Raw genomic sequence first — 15,641 nt, 5'->3', positions numbered from 1 at the left:
TCACACCGGGTCGACGTCCGAGGCCACGGCGAGGACGTGGACCTCGTCGGTCTCGTCCCGGTAGCCCACGCCGAGGGCGATCCAGCGGTCCGAGCCCGGGGGCTGCCACAGGTCCAGGTCGTCCGCCACGGAACTCGCCGTGGCCCAGGGTTCGGGTATCTCGTCGCCCCGCTCGTCGTGCACCCGGAGCGTGCCCATCCCCCAGAGCGGCTGCTGCCTGCCCCAGCGGTCGTCCAACTGCTGCGCTATGGCGCTCTTCAGGGCGTAGAAGTCCGCCACGGCCGCCATGCGCCGTGTCGCATCACCGGTCCGCGTCCCGTGGCTCACCGCTAACGACTCGATGCGGTAGCCGGGTCCCGCCCCGTAGGGAACCGGCTCGCCGTCCGCCGCGGTCAGGTCGCGGGCGCACAGCGAGTCGATCGCGGCGAGGTACTTCGCACTGTCCATGTGATCCAGTAAACCGGCCGCCACTGACAATTGGCGGGGCGTCAGGCGACTTGGGGTCAGGCGTCCCGGTGTCGCACGCTCCAGGCGCCCGCGGCCAGGGCGGCGGCGGCCCAGGCGGCGGTCACGGCGAGTCCCGTCCACGGTCCCAGCGGGCCCTCGTGCGTCTCGTACAGGATGATCTGTCCCGCCCGGTCCGGCATGAAGTCGGTGGCGCCACCAGCCACATCGCCGATCACGAACGAGACGACCAGAACGAACGGGATCAGGAGCGAGAGCGCCGCCACCCCACTGCGCAGCGCTGCCGCGAGACCGGCCGCCAGCAGTGCCATCAGGGTGAGGTAGATCCCGCAGCCGACGACACCGCGTACCTGTTCACCGGTGCTGAGGCCGCTCGCCGCCTCGCCCAGCCCGGCCCGTGCCACGACGAGGGCGGCGCAGGCGGTCACCAGGCCGACCAGGAGGGTGGGTACGGCGATGGCGGTCGCCTTCGCCGCGAACCACCGCCCCCGGCGAGGCACCGCGGCCAGCGACAGCCGGAGCCCACCCCCGTGGAACTCCGACGACACCGCCATCGCGCCGAAGGAGATGGCCGCGATCTGGCCGGGCGCGACCCCGGACAGCGCCATGAAGAGAGGGTCGAACTCGGGGTCCGAGGTCTCCGAGACTCCGGCGATCGCGGAGAAGAGGGTGGTCGCGGCGAACAGAGCGAGCAGGGCGCCGAGGAGCGAGCGCAGCGTACGGATCTTCAGCCACTCGGAGTGCAGAACGGCGGTGAAGGACATGTCAGGCCTCCTGGGGCTGTGCGGTGAACTCGGTTTCGGTGGAGGTGAGGTCGAAATAGGCCTGCTCCAAGGTGCCTTCCTCCGCGGCCAGTTCGAGGAGGGGGACGCCCGCGGCGGAGACGAGGGCGCCGATCTCGTCCACGCGCGCGTGCTGGACGGTCCAGTGCCCGTCCTCGTGTTGCTCGGCGTCATGACCGTGCCGCGCGAGGGCGCTCTTGAGGGCGGTCGGGTCGCTCGTGCGGATACGGACGCCGGGCTGCACGCGTGCGTGGATGAACTCCCGCATCGGTGTGTCGGCGAGCAGGCGTCCCCGGCCCAGGACGACGAGGTGGTCGGCGAAGGAGGCGGTCTCGTTCATGAGGTGGCTGGAGACCAGCACCGTGCGGCCCTCTCCGGCCAGCCGGCGCAGCAACTCGCGGATCCAGACGATGCCTTCGGGGTCGAGGCCGTTTGAAGGCTCGTCGAGCATGACCACGCGGGGGTCGCCGAGGAGGGCGGCCGCGATGCCGAGCCGCTGCCGCATGCCCAGGGAGTACGTCTTCACCCGGCGCCTCGCGACCGGGGCCAGCCCCGTCTGCTCCAGCACCTCGTCGACCCGGCGGTCGGGGATGCGGTTGCTCGCGGCCAGCGTGCGCAGGTGATCGCGGCCGGTACGGGAGCCGTGCGCGGCCTGGGCGTCGAGCAGGGCGCCGACGTGACGCAGGGGCTCGTCGAGTGTGCCGTAGGCGCGGCCGCCGATCGTGGCCGTCCCGGAGGTCGGGCGGTCGAGACCGAGGACGAGCCGCATGGTGGTGGACTTTCCGGCGCCGTTGGGGCCGAGGAAGCCGGTGACACGGCCGGGCAGGACGCGGAAGGTGACGTCGTCCACGGCTCGTCGGGTGCCGAACTCCTTGGTGAGGGACTGGACTTCGATGCTGGTCATGGCAGCAGCCTGGCCGGTGGCACGGTGGCGGGGCCTCCCCCGCGCGTGGAGATCGGCTCCCCCGTGCGGGGGAGGCTCGTTGTCGGTGGCGGCTGGCACGATGACCGCATGGTCCGCTTGCTGCGCCCGTTCGGCCGGGCGGTGACGTACACACGATGGCTGCATCTGTTCGTCGCCGTCGTGTGGCCGGCCATGTGGCTGTTCGTCGAGGAGGCGTGGTGGATCTGGCCGTTGGCGGCCGCGACGCTCGCGCCCGCCGCTCTGGTGCCCGCGATGCGCACCGTGGAGGGGCTGCAGGCGAGGCTGCTGCTGACCGGACAACGGGACGACGGCGAGAGCCCCGACATCGTCGTCGCGCCGTCGGCGTCCTGGAGCGACCGGTGGCGGCTCCTCCTGTGGCTGGAGGCGCGGCTCCTGCTGGGCAACGCGACGGCGATGCTCACCGTGCAACTGCTCATCAGCGCCGTGGACCTGGTGGCGTCCGCCTTCGGTCAGGACAGCGACGAGGGCGTGCTGATCCTCCTCGACGGCCACCACTGGTGGCACCTCCTGCTCGCGCCCCTGTCGCTGGCCGCTCTGGCGGCGACCGTGGTCGGCTCGGGCCGTCTGATCACCGCGCTCGCGCTCCGGCTGCTCGGCCCCTCCCCCGCCGAGCGCCTGGCCGCCATGGAGGAACGCACCGAGCAACTCCTGGAGCGCACCCGTATCGCGCGTGAGCTGCACGACTCGATCGGGCACGCCCTGACCGTCGCCGTCGTCCAGGCGGGCGCCGCCCGGGCGGCCGGCGATCCGGCCTTCACGGACCGTGCGCTGGACGCCATCGAGGAGACCGGCCGGGCCGCGCTGGAGGATCTGGAGCGGGTCCTCGGCATCCTGCGCGAGTCCGAGCGGCCCGCGAGCAGCCGTCCGACGCTGACGGACGCCGGCCGGCTCCTGGAGTCCGCGCGCGCGTCCGGCGCGAAGGTGGATGCCGAACTGACCGGGCCGGTGGACACCGTCCCCGGGCCGGTCTCCCGCGAGGGTTACCGGATCCTCCAGGAGGCGCTGACCAATGTGCTGCGGCATGCCGGGGGCGTCCCGGTCCGGGTCCGTGTCGAGGTCACCGGCGGAACCCTCGCCCTGGAGGTCCGCAATCCGCTGACGGCCGACGTACCGGGCCCCGGGAGGGGCAGCGGGCTGCGTGGCATACGCGAGCGTGCGGCCCTGCTCGGCGGCCACGCGCACACCGGACCCGACCGAGGTGACTGGCAGGTGCATGCCGAGCTGCCGCTGCGCTGATCTACGCTGGCGGAATGCCGGTCACCGTTCTCCTCGTCGACGACGAACCCCTGGTCCGCGCCGGTCTGCGGGCGGTGCTGGAGGCGCAGCCCGACATCGAGGTCGTCGGCGAGGCGGCCGACGGGGCGGCGGTGATCCCCCTCGTACGGCAGCTGCGGCCCGACGTGGTCGCCATGGACGTACGGATGCCCCTGCTGGACGGCATCGAGGCCACGCGCGCGGTGCTGCGGACGGTCGAGGAGCCGCCGAAGATCCTGGTGGTGACGACGTTCGAGAACGACGAGTACGTGTACGAGGCGCTGCGGGCCGGTGCCGACGGGTTTCTGCTGAAGCGGGCGCGGCCGGCCGAGATCGTGCACGCCGTGCGGCTGGTCGCCGAGGGCGAGTCGCTGTTGTTCCCCGCCTCGGTACGGCAGCTGGCCGCCCAGTACGGCGACGAGGGCGGCAACCGTGCCGCCCGGGCCGCGATGGAGCGGGCCCGGCTGACCGAGCGGGAGGCCGAGGTGCTGCGGCTGATGGCGCGTGGTCTGTCCAACGCGGAGATCGCCGCGCGGCTGGTCGTCGGCACCGAGACCGTGAAGTCGCACGTCAGCGCCGTCCTGGCGAAGCTGGGGGCGCGGGACCGCACCCAGGCGGTGATCGCGGCGTACGAGTCGGGGTTCGTGGCGCCGGGCTGAGCCGAGCGCCCCGCCGGGGCGTGTGACGTATCTCCCGGCCCGGCACTGCCGACGGGGCGTTCGGCCGAGTACGATCCGCCCAACACGCGCACGAGCTGGGAGGACGGACGTTGGGGCGACTGACCGGCGGGGACCCCTCGCTCCTGCGAAGGATCAATTCCGCGGTGGTGCTGCATGCCCTGCGTGCCACGGACTGCGCGACGCTGACCGAGATCACCCGGGTGACGGGCCTGTCCCGGCCGACGGTCGAGGGGGTCGTCGAGGGGCTCATCGAGGGCGGCCTGGTGGTCGAGAAGGCGGCGGACGAGAGCGTCGCCCGACGGCAGGGGCGGCCCGCGCGGCGGTTCCGGTTCCGGGCCGAGGCCGGGCATCTGCTGGGCCTCGACATCGGGCCGCACCGGGTCGCCGCGCTCCTGTCCGACCTCGACGGCCGGGTGCTCGGCGCCGTCGCCAAGGACGTCGACGAGACGGCCCCTGCCGACGAGCGCCTGGAGCGGCTGCGCACCGCGGTCGCCGAACTGCTGCGCCGGGCCGGCGTCGCGCGCGACTCCCTGTGGGCCGTGGGCGTCGCCTCGCCGGGCATCGTGGAGGCGGACGGCACCATACGGCTGTGCGCGGCGCTGCCCGGCTGGACGGGGCTGCGGCTCGGCGAGCGGCTCAGCCGTTCCTTCAAGTGCCCGGTGCTGGTCGAGAACGACGCCAACGCGGCCGCGGTCGCCGAGCACTGGAAGGGCTCCGCCACCGAGTCCGACGACGTGGTGTTCGTGCTGGCCGGGCTGAGTCCGGGGGCGGGTTCACTGATCGGCGGGCGGCTGCACCGCGGGTACGGCGGGGCGGCCGGGGAGATCGGCGCGCTGCATCTGCTGGGCAGCGAGGTCAGCCCGGAGACGCTGCTGTCCACCACCGACGAGCCCTTGCACCCGCTCGACGAGCAGGCCGTCGCCGAGGTCTTCGCGCAGGCGCGCGAGGGCGACCAGCGGGCCCGGGCGGCCGTCGACCGTTTCATCCAGCGGCTCGTCCACGACGTGGCCGCGCTCGTCCTGGCCCTCGACCCGGAACTCGTCGTGGTCGGCGGCTGGGCGGCCGGTCTGGACGGCGTACTGGAGCCGCTGCGGCGCGAGTTGGCCCGCTACTGTCTGCGTCCGCCGAAGGTCGCCCTGTCGTTGCTCGGCGAGGCGGCCGTGGCGACGGGTGCGCTGCGGCTGGCTCTGGACCATGTGGAGGAGCAGTTGTTCGCCGTGGAGGGCACGGTCACGGCACGGCGCTGAGCGGTACGGTGAGCGGTCCAGTGCCCCGGACTCAGGCCCGGGGCACCGCCGTATCGCTCAGGAGGCCTGGCGTTCCGGGCTCTCGTGGATCTCCACCGCGCCGGAGTCCCCGAAGGTCAGCCGGCAGGTGTCCGCGCGGTAGGTGGCCACCGAGACCGCGGCGGTGCGGCCCCCGGCCAGGTAGCGGGTGGTGACGACGAGCACCGGGGCGCCGGGCAGGCGGTCCAGTTCCTTCGCGTCGTCCGCGCGGGCCGAGCCGAGTTCGACGGCGTTCTCCCGGCTCTCCAGCTCCAGGCGCTGCAGTTCGCGCAGCACCGCACGCGCGCGTGCCGCGCCCGACGGCGCGTCTATGGCGGAGAGCTCCGGCACCGACGCCTCGGGGATGTACAGCAGTTCGGCCGCGACGGGCTGGCCGTGGGTCATCCGGGAGCGGCGCACGGTGTGCACCGGCTGCTCGCGGTCGATACCGAGCGCGTCCGCGACGGACGCGGGCGGCACCGCGGCGGCGCAGTCGACGGTCTGCCAGTCGTCGCCGGCCGCACCGGGCCAGGCGTGCTGCTCGGAACCGACGGGCACACCCACCCGCGGCGGCGCGACGGTCGTCCCGACACCGCGGCGGCGCTGCAGCCTGCCTTCCAGCTCCAGCTGCTCCAGGGCCTGGCGGAGCGTGGCGCGGGCTACGCCGAAACGGGCGGCGAGGTCGCGCTCGTTGGGCAGGATCTCGCCCACGGAGAATTCGGAGTCCAATGCCTCACTGAGCACGGTCTTGAGATGCCAGTACTTCGGTTCCGGCACCGATTCGAGCTGCGTGGTCCCCACCCTTGCCTCCGCAATCGCCGTGTTCCGGCGGCGTTTTAGCGCCCTTGTTTATTAAAGGTTGTTGCACTTCTCTGCGACCATAGGGCGGCACCCCCCCTTGGTCAAGACCAATCCTCGATCCCCTGCAGGCCGCGCGGACGTGATGCCACACAGCGTTCATGAGGCTGTCAGACAACGGACAGGGCGCGCAGCTTGTCCGGGTTGCGGATGATGTAGACGGACTGGATACGGCCGTCCAGGATGTCCAGCTGGAAGACGGAGTCGGGCTTTCCGCCCGACAGGACGAGCACCGCCGGCCCGCCGTTGAGCTCCAGGAAGCGCCAATCGAAGTCCGGGACACCCCTGTTGGCGACGCCGACGATGAAGCGGCCCACGTGGTCGGCCGACTCCAGGATCCGCAGCGGCGCCTTGGCCTTGCCGCCGCTGTCGCCGACGAGCCGGACGTCCGGGGCGAGCAGCGACATCAGCCCCTCCAGGTCACCTCCGCCCGCGGCGGCGAGGAAACGCTCCGTCAGAGCGCGGCGCTGCGCCGGGTCCACGTCGTAGCGCGGCCGTCGTTCGTCGACGTGCCTGCGGGCCCGCCCCGCGAGCTGCCGTACGGCGGGTTCGGCGCGGTCGAGCATGGCGGCGATGTCGGCGTAGGGGTACCCGAAGGCCTCCCTGAGGACGAACACCGCCCGCTCCAGCGGTGACAGCGACTCCATGACGACCAGGACCGCGAGGGAGACCGAGTCGGCGAGGACGGCCTGCTCGGCGGTGTCGGGGACGGTGTCCCCGAAGTCGGTCACGTAGGGCTCGGGCAGCCAGGGGCCGACGTACGTCTCGCCGCGCGCCTTGACCTGGCGCAGCCGGTCGATCGCCAGGCGCGTGGTGACGCGGACCAGATAGGCGCGCGGTTCGCGCACCTCGCTCCGGTCGGCCGCCGACCAGCGCAGCCAGGCTTCCTGCACCACGTCCTCGGCGTCGGCGACGCGCCCGAGCATGCGGTAGGCGACGCCCAGGAGGACGGGACGGTGCTCTTCGAAGACATCGGTCTCGGTGTGAGTGGCCACGGGTTCATCCCAACGCAGACGCCGGGTCGTGTCCAGGCGGTTATGAGCGCGTGGCGGACCCGTGGACCGGCAGGGTCTACCCGCCAGTAGCAATTGCTGACAAGCTGTCTACGGCGCGTCCGCCGTGCGTCAGCGCCCCAGCCCCCGTAAGTCGCCGTCAAGGAGCCCTCATGTCCGCCACCGTCTCCTTCAAGGTCCCCTCCCCCGAGGGGCCGCATCCCGTGACCGTCTCCTACGCGCGCGTGGGCCGCGGCGAGCCGCTGCTCCTGCTGCACGGCATCGGTCACCACCGGCAGGCCTGGGACCCGGTGGTGGACATCCTGGCGACCGAGCGCGACGTCATCGCCGTCGACCTGCCCGGATTCGGCGCGTCGCCGGGGTTGCCCGAGGGGCTGTCGTACGACCTGGCGACCACGACGTCCGTGTTCGGGGCATTCTGCGAGGCACTTGAGCTGGACCTCCCGCATGTGGCGGGCAACTCCCTGGGCGGGCTGCTGGCCCTGGAGCTCGGCCGCGCACAGCTCGTGCGGTCCGTCACCGCGCTGGCTCCCGCGGGGTTCTGGTCGCAGGCCGAGCGGCGCTACGCGTTCGGGGTGCTGCTCGCGATGCGGCGCATCTCGCGGCGGCTGCCGCTGCCGCTGGTCGAGCGGCTGTCGCGCAGCGCGACCGGCCGCACGCTGCTCACGAGCACCATCTACGCCCGCCCGGGCCGGCGTTCACCCGAGGCCGTGGTCGCCGAGACGCTCGCCCTGGCGCAGGCCACCGGGTTCGACGAGACGCTCCGGGCCGGCACCGCCGTCCAGTTCGGCGACGACGTCCCGGGGCTGCCGGTCACGGTCGCCTGGGGCACCAGGGACAGGGTGCTCGTGCGCCGGCAGGGTGTGAGGGCCAAGCAGATCATTCCCCGGGCCCGGCTCGTGCGCCTGCCCGGCTGCGGCCACTGCCCGATGAACGACGACCCGGCCCTGGTCGCGCGGGTCATCCTCGACGGCAGCCGCTGAGCCCTTCCGCCCGCGGCTCAACGCCCCCGATCCGAGGGCGACTCCGGCGCCGACCAGGGCGCTGCCCACGGCCTGGGCGGCGCCGTAGGAGCCGGTGCCGACGAGGGGCGCGGTGGCGGCGGCCGCGACCGGGATGAGGCCGGAGAACAGCGTGGCGCGCTCGGCGCCGATCCGCTGCATGCCCATGTACCAGCACACGAAGCCGACGACGGTGACGACCGCCGCCTGCCACAGCAGCGCGGCGGTCTCGGTGGTGTCGGGACGGCGCAGCCACGCGGTGCCGTCCAGGAGCATTCCCGCCACCGCGGCCTCGACGGCGGCGACCGCGCAGACGGTGGCGGACAGCAGGCGTGGCCCCAGGGGCCGCAGCACCGGTACGGCGAGCACCGCGAAACCGACCTCACCGGCCAGCGCGCCCACCGAGAAGGCGAGGCCCGCGCCGTCGGTACGGCCCCAGCCCTGGACGGCGAAGGCGCCGACGGCCACGAACAACGCGCCCCGCAGGACACGGCGTCGGGGCCGGCGTCCCTCCAGCAGCGGGACCAGGACAGCCACCAGTACGGGGGCGCAGCCCACGAGCACGCCGGGGACGGCCGGTTCCGCCGTGCGTTCGGCGGCGATGACGGCGAGGTTGAAGCCCACCATGCCCACGGCGGCGAGCAGCGCGAGACGCGTCCACTGGCGGGCCGTGAGGGCGCGCAGCCGTGCCGCGGCCCCGCTCGCGGCCAGGGGGATCAGCAACAGCGCGGCGAGGCCGTAGCGCAGGGCCTGGCCGCCCGCGTACGGGTAGTCGCCGAGGAGGCTGTTGGCGGTGAAGGACCCTCCGACGAGGACGCAGGCGAGCGCGGCGAGGAGTGAGCCGCGCGTGGTGGTGGCGTTCATGGGGACGACGCTAGAAAGCACCGCGGCCCGGTTTAAGGTCCAGTGGCATGACGTCATCGGGGACCAATCCGCAGCAACGGCCGCAGGACGACCGCGTCGGCTCGGCCGCCTGGGAGCTGCTTCTGCCCGCCGTCTCCGCGCCGGCACGCACGCGTGGCCGTTCCCTTCAGGCGGCGCTGAGGGAGGCGGTCCGGTCCGGGCGGCTCGTGCCGGGGACCCGGCTGCCGTCGAGCCGGGATCTGGCCGCCGACCTAGGGGTGTCGCGCGGACTGGTCACCGAGGCGTACGAGCAGCTGACGGCGGAGGGCTATCTGCGCAGCGGCCGCGGGGCCGGCACCTGGGTCGGCGGTGCCGTGCGGGCCACCCGGCCACGCGCGCGTGACCTGGCCCCGCGCACCGCGGGCACCCGCGCGGACTTCGTCGCGGGGACGCCCGACCTGTCGTTGTTCCCGCGCACCGCCTGGGCCACCGCCCACCGGAGCGTGCTGGCCGAGCTGCCGCACCAGGACCTCGGCTATCCCGACCCGCGCGGGCTGCCCCGGCTGCGTGCCGCGCTGGCCGAGCTGCTGACGCGCCGCAGGGGCGTGGTCGCCGATCCGGAGCGGATCGTGGTCGTCTCCGGCGTGGCCCAGGCGACGACGCTGCTCGGATTCGCGCTCCACGCGCGCCGGTTGCGGACGGTCGGCGTGGAGGATCCCGGGAGCCCGCAGCACGACTCGCTGTACGCGGCGGCGGGTGTCACCACCGTTCCCGTACCGCTGGACGAGGACGGAATCTCCATCGGGTCCCTGCGGGATTCGGGCGTGCGCGCCGTCGTCACGACACCCTCCCACCAGTTCCCCACCGGCATCGCCTACTCCGCGCGGCGGCGCACGGAACTGCTCGACTGGGCGCGCTCCGTCGACGGCTTCGTGGTGGAGGACGACTACGACGGCGACTTCCGCTACGACCGGGCGCCCGTGGGGGCGCTCCAGGGACTCGATCCGGACCGTGTCGCCTACGCGGGATCGGTGAGCAAGTCCCTCGCTCCCGGGCTGCGGCTCGGCTGGCTGCTCGTGCCGCAGACGCTGGCCGACGAGGTCGTCGAGCGCAAACGGACCATGGATCTCGGCCATCCCACGCTCGACCAGGCGCTGTTCGCCCGGTTCGTGGAGCGCGGCGACTACGACCGCCAACTGCGCCGCTGCCAGCGCGCCTACCGGGAGCGGCGTGACGCGCTGGTCTCCGCGCTGGACGAGCACCTGCCCGGCACGGAGGTGTCCGGGATCGCCGCGGGACTGCATGTCATCGCCGCGCTGCCACACCGGTACGGCCCCCAGGAGACGTTCCTCGCCCGCCTCGGCGCGGCGGGCGTGGCCGTCCGCCCGCTGACGGACTACGCACACGCGCGTGCCGAGCCCGACGACAAGGAAGGCGTGCGGCTGGTCCTGGGATACGCGCACCTGTCCCCGACGCGGATCCGGGACGGCGTACGGCTGATGGCCGAGGCCGCCCGCGGCTGAGCCGCGCCCTCGGGCACACGGGTTCCCTTGTTCCCGCGGCCGGTTGTTCACCTGGGGTTCGCGTGTGCGCCGCGGTGGCCCCGTAGTTGTGGCAGCGCACACCGGCCGGATCCCGTCCCTGGAGGCGCCTCCATGTCACACCGTCCGTTCCCCGGCCGCCGCAGCGTGCTGCGCGGCTCCCTGGCCGCGTCGGCCGCCCTCACCCTGCCCGCCGCGGTGTCCGGAGCCGCACCCGCCTTCGCCCTCTCCGGGCGCCCCGGGGCGGGCTGGGGAGTGCAGACGGGAGACGTGACCTCCGACTCCGGTCTCGTGTGGGTGCGTTCCGACCGTCCGGCCCGGATGATCGTGGAGACCTCCGCGACGGAGTCGTTCCGCAATCCCCGCAGATGGCACGGTCCGCTGCTCGGCGCGGACACCGACTTCACGGGGACGACCAGGTTGCGCGGTCTGCCGTCGGGCGAGCAGATCCACTACCGCGTGCTGCTGGCCGACCCGGACGACCCGCGCCGCACCGGCGAGCCGGTCGCCGGCACCTTCCGCACGGTGTCCCCCAAGCGCCGGGACGGGGTGCGGTTCCTGTGGTCCGGCGACCTCGCCGGGCAGGGCTGGGGCATCAACCCCGACTTCGGCGGCTACACGATCTACCGGGCGATGGCCGAGCTCGACCCGGACTTCTTCCTGTGCAGCGGCGACAACATCTACGCCGACGGCCCGATCGCGGCGACCGCCGCCCTGCCCGACGGCAGCACCTGGCGGAACATCACCACCGAGGAGAAGTCCAAGGTCGCCGAGACCCTGGCCGAGTTCCGCGGCAACTTCCGCTACAACCTGCTCGACCACCACCTCAGGGCCTTCAACGCCCAGGTGCCGTCCGTCATCCAGTGGGACGACCACGAGGTGCGCAACAACTGGTACCCGGGCCAGACGATCCTCGACTCCGACGCCCGCTACACCGTAAAGAGCGTCGACGTGCTCGCGGGCCGGGCGCGGCGCGCGTTCAGCGAGTACTTCCCGGTCTCCACGCTGCGGCCGGGTACCCGGGAGGGCCGGGTGTACCGGGTGCTGCGGCAGGGGCCGCTGCTCGACGTGTTCGTGCTGGACATGCGGACGTACCGCAACGCCAACTCGCCCGACGACCAGACCGTGGACCCGCAGGGCATCCTCGGCCGGGAGCAGCTGGAGTGGCTCGAGCGGGAGCTGTCGCGCTCGCGCGCGGTGTGGAAGGTGATCGCCTCCGACATGCCGCTCGGCCTGGTCGTGCCCGACACCACGGAGGGCAGGGCGAACATCGAGGCGGTGGCGCAGGGCGATCCGGGCGCCCCGCTCGGACGGGAGCTGCAGATCGCGGAGCTGCTGCGGTACATCAAGCACCGGCGGATCACCGGCACGGTGTGGCTGACCGCCGACGTGCACCACACCTCGGCCCAGCACTACCAGCCGTCGCGGGCCGCGTTCACCGACTTCGAGCCGTTCTGGGAGTTCGTGTCGGGGCCGCTGAACGCGGGTGCGTTCCCGGCCAGTGCGCTCGACGGCACCTTCGGCCCCGAGCGGGTGTTCGTGAAGGCGCCGACCGCCTCGAACGTCTCCCCCGCGGGCGGCTACCAGTTCTTCGGCGAGGTCGACATCGACGGCCACAGCGGTGAGCTGACGGTACGTCTGCGCGAGCAGGACGGCACGGCGCTGTACACGCGGGTGCTCCAGCCCGGCCGGGTGGGCCAGTGACCTCTCGCCGACATCGCGCACGACTGAACTATTGAAAAAGGTACAAAAAAGCGCAGAACCATGCTTAACCGATCAGTCACAATGCGTTCGTGATCACGCAACACCGTTCCTCCACAGTGGCTGTATGACTCGAGACATGTCTGATGTGACCCGTGCGAAACACGGTCGCCCCGTGCACCACTGGCGGCGCGACCTCATCGAACTCGCCGCCCTGTTCACGGCCGTCGCGGTGGCCGACACCGTGGCGAACCTGATCGGGCACGGCCCCGACGGCACCGCGCTGCTGGTGATCTCGGCGGTGGCCCTGGCCGCCACGGCGGGCTTCCACACCTGGTGGGCACGCCGCCACGGTCACGCACCCCCGACGGGTGATACCGGCGCCCGGCCGCTGCCCGAGGGGGAGCGGGCCGGGCCTGCCGACCGGCCGCCGGTGACCTCGGACCCGGTGGTCACCGAGAGCACGCTGTGGCGGATGCGCACCACGGTCAAGGACGAACCGGGCTCGCTGGCCGCCCTGTGCACGGTCCTCGCCGGGCAGCGGATCGACATCCTCAGCCTGCAGACCCACCCGCTGGCGATGGGGACGGTCGACGAGTTCCTGCTGCGCGCCCCCGGCACGCTGGAGGGCTCCGAGATCACCCGGGCCGTCGCGCGGGCCGGCGGCTCGGACACCTGGATCGAGCGGGCCGACACCCACGATCTGGTGGACGCCCCGACCCGGGTGCTCGGCCTCGCCACCCGCACCGCGCTGGACGCGGCGGAACTCCCGCTCGCGTTGCGGCAGTTGCTGGGCCGCAGCACGATCCGGTCCCTGCCGGCCACTTCGACAGGAGCGGCTCAGGGAGTGCCCGTGGAAGGGGTTCTGGAGGACACCGTGATGCGGTTGCGGGCGCCGGAAGGCGGAGTGATCACCGTGGAGCGGCCGCATCTGCCGTTCACACCGACGGAGTTCGCCCGGGCCCGGGCCCTGGTCGAGCTGGACGCCCGGCTCGGTCCGCGGGTGCCGCGCAGCCAGGACGTGATGACGCTGCCGGAAGGCCGGGACATCACCGTCCGGCGTGCCGACACCGGTGACCTGGAGGCGGCCCGGGCGATGCACGAGCGGTGCTCGTCGCGGACGCTCACCATGCGCTACCACGGGCCCGTCGGTGACGCCGACCGGTATCTCAACCACCTGCTCAGTCCTCGTTTCGGTCGCACGCTCGCCGTGCAGACCGCGTCGGGGCGGATCGTGGGACTCGGGCATCTGCTGTGGGACGGCGACGAGACCGAGGTGGCCCTGCTCGTCGAGGACGCGTGGCAGCGGCTGGGCATCGGGAGCGAGCTGCTGGAGCGGTTGGTCGCGCTGGCTGTCGAGGCCGGGTGCGAGAGTGTGTACGCCGTGACCCAGTCGTCCAACACCGGGATGGTCGCGGCGATGCGGGGGCTGGGGCTCCCCCTCGACTACCAGATCGAGGAGGGGACCCTGGTGATCACCGCACGTATCGCTCCGCAGCAGGCGGCCGAGCCTGCTATGGGCGTCGCCGAGCCGCAGGCCGACACAGCTCGGCGTCCCTGACCGGGCGCTGCAGTGCTGCGTCCAGATCCGCCCACAGGTCCTCGACGTCCTCCAGCCCCACCGACAGCCGGAGCAGTCGGTCGCTCACGCCCGCGTCCCTGCGGTCGTGAGCGTCCACGATGCGGTGGCTGATGGAAGCCGGATGCTGGATGAGGCTGTCCACACTGCCCAGGCTCACCGCCGGGGTGATCAGGCGAACCCGGCTGATCACCCCGTGCGGGTCGCCGGCCACCTCGAAGGCGATCATCGCGCCGCCGATGCGCGGGTAGTGGACCCGGGTGACACGCGGGTCGGCCGCCAGGCGGCGGGCGAGTTCGGCGGCGTTCGCGGACGCCGCCCGCACCCGTACCGGAAGAGTGGCGAGACCTCGCAGCAGGAGGTAGCCGGCCAGCGGATGCAGGACGCCCCCCGTGGCGAAACGGACCTGCCGCAGGTGCCCGGCGAACTCCTCGTCGCAGGCCACCACCCCCGCCATCACGTCCCCGTGGCCGCCGAGGTACTTGGTGGCGCTGTGCAGCACCAGGCGGGCACCGAGCTCCGCGGGGCGCTGGAGCACCGGCGTGGCGAAGGTGTTGTCCGCGAGGAGGGGCACGGAACCGCAGGAGTGCGCCAGGGCCCGCAGGTCGATCTCGGCGAGGGTGGGGTTGGCCGGGGACTCGACCAGGACCAGGCCGGTGTCCGGGCGCAGCGCGTCGGCGACTCCCGCCGGGTCGGTCCAGGTGACCTCCGTGCCGAGGAGTCCGGCGCTCAGGAGGTGGTCGCTGCAGCCGTACAGGGGGCGTACGGCCACCACGTGGCGCAGGCCCAGGGAGGCCCGTACGAGGAGGACCGCCGTGAGCGCTGCCATACCGCTGGCGAAGGCGACCGCGGCCTCGGTGTTCTCCAGACGGGCCAGGGCGGTCTCGAAGCGCGCGACGGTCGGGTTGCCGAGGCGTCCGTACACCGGCGGGCCCTCCGGCTCGGCGCCGGTGGCGGCGAAGGCGTCGATGCGGGCGGCCTCGCCGCGGCTGTCGTAGGACGGGTAGGTCGTCGACAGGTCGATGGGCGGGGCGTGCAGTCCCTGGCCGGCGAGGTCGTCGCGGCCGGCGTGGACGGCCTCGGTGGCCAGTGCTCTGAGCGGCGTACGAGAGGCGGTGGCGGTGCGCGCTGAGTCCATGCCCGCAAGGGTGAACACCGACCGGCGTTCTCGTGGACAAGCCCGTGCTACGTTCGGCCGATGGCCGAATCTGTCGTACTGGACCCGGTGGACCTGCATCTGCTGCGGCTGCTGCAGAACGACGCCCGGACCACCTACCGCGATCTCGCCGCCCAGGTCGGTGTCGCGCCGTCGACCTGTCTGGACCGGGTGACCCGGCTGCGCCGCTCGGGCGTCATCCTCGGACATCAGCTGCGGCTGGATCCGGCCAAGCTGGGCCGGGGTCTGGAGGCACTGCTGTCGGTTCAGGTGAGGCCGCACCGGCGGGAGCTGGTCGGGCCGTTCGTGGAGCGGATCCGGGCGCTGCCGGAGTCGCGGACCGTCTTCCATCTGACCGGCCCCGACGACTATCTCGTGCACGTGGCCGTGGCGGACATGGCGGATCTGCAGCGGCTGGTGCTGGACGGGTTCACCTCCCGGCGCGAGGTGGCCCGGGTGGAGACCCGGCTGATCTTCCAGCAGTGGGACTGCGGGCCGCTCCTTCCGCCGGCCACGCCGACAGCGGAATCGGGGTGACGCCCGCGAGGTCCGCATAT

General features: G+C 73.0%; 14 protein-coding genes and 1 pseudogene. 8 read left to right on the top strand and 7 right to left on the bottom strand.

Going from position 1 to position 15,641, the window contains the following annotated elements; all coding sequences use genetic code 11:
- Genes ACZ39I_RS17170 through ACZ39I_RS17160 form a run of 3 tightly spaced genes read right to left on the bottom strand, consistent with a single transcriptional unit; the run spans window position 1 to window position 2,151 of the window.
- Window positions 1-447: a hypothetical protein gene (locus ACZ39I_RS17170; protein WP_467245199.1), complete on the bottom strand. Its 447-nt coding sequence runs from the start codon at window positions 445-447 to the stop codon at window positions 1-3.
- Between the two features lie 56 nt (window positions 448-503).
- Window positions 504-1,229, bottom strand: coding sequence for an ABC transporter permease (locus tag ACZ39I_RS17165; protein ID WP_467245198.1), 726 nt, complete (start codon window positions 1,227-1,229; stop codon window positions 504-506).
- A gap of 1 nt (window position 1,230) precedes the next feature.
- Complete coding sequence (locus ACZ39I_RS17160; protein ID WP_467245197.1) at window positions 1,231-2,151, bottom strand: ABC transporter ATP-binding protein; 921 nt, start codon at window positions 2,149-2,151, stop codon at window positions 1,231-1,233.
- Window positions 2,152-2,259: 108 nt separating this feature from the next.
- On the opposite strand from ACZ39I_RS17160, the gene ACZ39I_RS17155 reads away from it, so the two are divergent.
- The 3 genes from ACZ39I_RS17155 (at window position 2,260) to ACZ39I_RS17145 (ending at window position 5,374) form a co-directional block, all read left to right on the top strand.
- Complete coding sequence (locus ACZ39I_RS17155; RefSeq protein WP_467245196.1) at window positions 2,260-3,429, top strand: sensor histidine kinase; 1,170 nt, start codon at window positions 2,260-2,262, stop codon at window positions 3,427-3,429.
- A gap of 14 nt (window positions 3,430-3,443) precedes the next feature.
- Entirely contained in the window at window positions 3,444-4,106 is a 663-nt protein-coding gene (locus ACZ39I_RS17150; RefSeq protein WP_403667658.1) for a response regulator transcription factor, read from the top strand.
- A gap of 110 nt (window positions 4,107-4,216) precedes the next feature.
- Window positions 4,217-5,374 (top strand): ROK family transcriptional regulator, encoded by a 1,158-nt coding sequence (locus ACZ39I_RS17145; protein ID WP_352387025.1) that lies wholly within the window; start codon window positions 4,217-4,219, stop codon window positions 5,372-5,374.
- 57 nt (window positions 5,375-5,431) lie between these two features.
- Here the strand turns inward: ACZ39I_RS17145 and ACZ39I_RS17140 are convergent, their stop codons facing one another.
- Together ACZ39I_RS17140 and ACZ39I_RS17135 are read right to left on the bottom strand one after the other, a co-directional pair.
- Window positions 5,432-6,193 (bottom strand): GntR family transcriptional regulator, encoded by a 762-nt coding sequence (locus tag ACZ39I_RS17140; RefSeq protein WP_467245195.1) that lies wholly within the window; start codon window positions 6,191-6,193, stop codon window positions 5,432-5,434.
- A gap of 167 nt (window positions 6,194-6,360) precedes the next feature.
- Window positions 6,361-7,245, bottom strand: coding sequence for an RNA polymerase sigma-70 factor (locus ACZ39I_RS17135; protein WP_467245194.1), 885 nt, complete (start codon window positions 7,243-7,245; stop codon window positions 6,361-6,363).
- 170 nt (window positions 7,246-7,415) lie between these two features.
- Here ACZ39I_RS17135 and ACZ39I_RS17130 point away from each other — a divergent pair, with 170 nt between their 5' ends.
- Window positions 7,416-8,246, top strand: coding sequence for an alpha/beta fold hydrolase (locus ACZ39I_RS17130; protein ID WP_467245193.1), 831 nt, complete (start codon window positions 7,416-7,418; stop codon window positions 8,244-8,246).
- 93 nt (window positions 8,247-8,339) lie between these two features.
- Here the strand turns inward: ACZ39I_RS17130 and ACZ39I_RS17125 are convergent.
- Window positions 8,340-9,128 (bottom strand): annotated as a pseudogene (locus tag ACZ39I_RS17125) (EamA family transporter); the annotation flags it as partial.
- 47 nt (window positions 9,129-9,175) lie between these two features.
- Here ACZ39I_RS17125 and pdxR point away from each other — a divergent pair.
- The 3 genes from pdxR to ACZ39I_RS17110 all read left to right on the top strand — a co-directional run bounded on the left by pdxR (window position 9,176) and on the right by ACZ39I_RS17110 (window position 13,910).
- Window positions 9,176-10,630, top strand: a complete 1,455-nt coding sequence (gene pdxR / locus ACZ39I_RS17120; RefSeq protein ID WP_467245192.1) for a MocR-like pyridoxine biosynthesis transcription factor PdxR — start codon at window positions 9,176-9,178, stop codon at window positions 10,628-10,630.
- Window positions 10,631-10,762: 132 nt separating this feature from the next.
- A complete protein-coding gene (locus tag ACZ39I_RS17115) occupies window positions 10,763-12,352 on the top strand; it encodes an alkaline phosphatase D family protein (RefSeq protein ID WP_467245191.1) in 1,590 nt (529 codons plus the stop codon).
- Window positions 12,353-12,488: 136 nt separating this feature from the next.
- On the top strand, window positions 12,489-13,910 hold the full coding sequence (locus ACZ39I_RS17110) for a GNAT family N-acetyltransferase (protein WP_467245190.1): 1,422 nt from the start codon (window positions 12,489-12,491) through the stop codon (window positions 13,908-13,910).
- Here the strand turns inward: ACZ39I_RS17110 and ACZ39I_RS17105 are convergent.
- Entirely contained in the window at window positions 13,864-15,066 is a 1,203-nt protein-coding gene (locus tag ACZ39I_RS17105; RefSeq protein ID WP_467245189.1) for a trans-sulfuration enzyme family protein, read from the bottom strand. The two genes, ACZ39I_RS17110 and ACZ39I_RS17105, sit on opposite strands and share 47 nt — an antisense overlap.
- Window positions 15,067-15,126: 60 nt before the next feature.
- Between ACZ39I_RS17105 and ACZ39I_RS17100 the strand changes: the two genes are divergently transcribed.
- Window positions 15,127-15,621: an Lrp/AsnC family transcriptional regulator gene (locus ACZ39I_RS17100; protein WP_467245188.1), complete on the top strand. Its 495-nt coding sequence runs from the start codon at window positions 15,127-15,129 to the stop codon at window positions 15,619-15,621.
- The last annotated feature ends 20 nt before the right edge of the window (window positions 15,622-15,641 follow it).

The sequence above is a fragment of the Streptomyces sp. NPDC024687 genome (assembly GCF_055559055.1).
Note: the sequence above shows the minus strand (reverse complement) of the source record. Positions and strands in the feature narration are given on the sequence as shown.

What these genes read in the sequence shown, in the direction of transcription:
- ACZ39I_RS17150 (WP_403667658.1), top strand. Translation starts at nt 3,444, where the DNA reads ATGCCGGTCACCGTTCTCCTCGTCGACGACGAACCCCTGGTCCGCGCC.
- pdxR (WP_467245192.1), top strand. Translation starts at nt 9,176, where the DNA reads ATGACGTCATCGGGGACCAATCCGCAGCAACGGCCGCAGGACGACCGC.
- ACZ39I_RS17170 (WP_467245199.1), bottom strand. Translation starts at nt 447, where the DNA reads ATGGACAGTGCGAAGTACCTCGCCGCGATCGACTCGCTGTGCGCCCGC.
- ACZ39I_RS17110 (WP_467245190.1), top strand. Translation starts at nt 12,489, where the DNA reads ATGTCTGATGTGACCCGTGCGAAACACGGTCGCCCCGTGCACCACTGG.
- ACZ39I_RS17160 (WP_467245197.1), bottom strand. Translation starts at nt 2,151, where the DNA reads ATGACCAGCATCGAAGTCCAGTCCCTCACCAAGGAGTTCGGCACCCGA.
- ACZ39I_RS17130 (WP_467245193.1), top strand. Translation starts at nt 7,416, where the DNA reads ATGTCCGCCACCGTCTCCTTCAAGGTCCCCTCCCCCGAGGGGCCGCAT.
- ACZ39I_RS17155 (WP_467245196.1), top strand. Translation starts at nt 2,260, where the DNA reads ATGGTCCGCTTGCTGCGCCCGTTCGGCCGGGCGGTGACGTACACACGA.
- ACZ39I_RS17165 (WP_467245198.1), bottom strand. Translation starts at nt 1,229, where the DNA reads ATGTCCTTCACCGCCGTTCTGCACTCCGAGTGGCTGAAGATCCGTACG.
- ACZ39I_RS17100 (WP_467245188.1), top strand. Translation starts at nt 15,127, where the DNA reads ATGGCCGAATCTGTCGTACTGGACCCGGTGGACCTGCATCTGCTGCGG.
- ACZ39I_RS17115 (WP_467245191.1), top strand. Translation starts at nt 10,763, where the DNA reads ATGTCACACCGTCCGTTCCCCGGCCGCCGCAGCGTGCTGCGCGGCTCC.
- ACZ39I_RS17105 (WP_467245189.1), bottom strand. Translation starts at nt 15,066, where the DNA reads ATGGACTCAGCGCGCACCGCCACCGCCTCTCGTACGCCGCTCAGAGCA.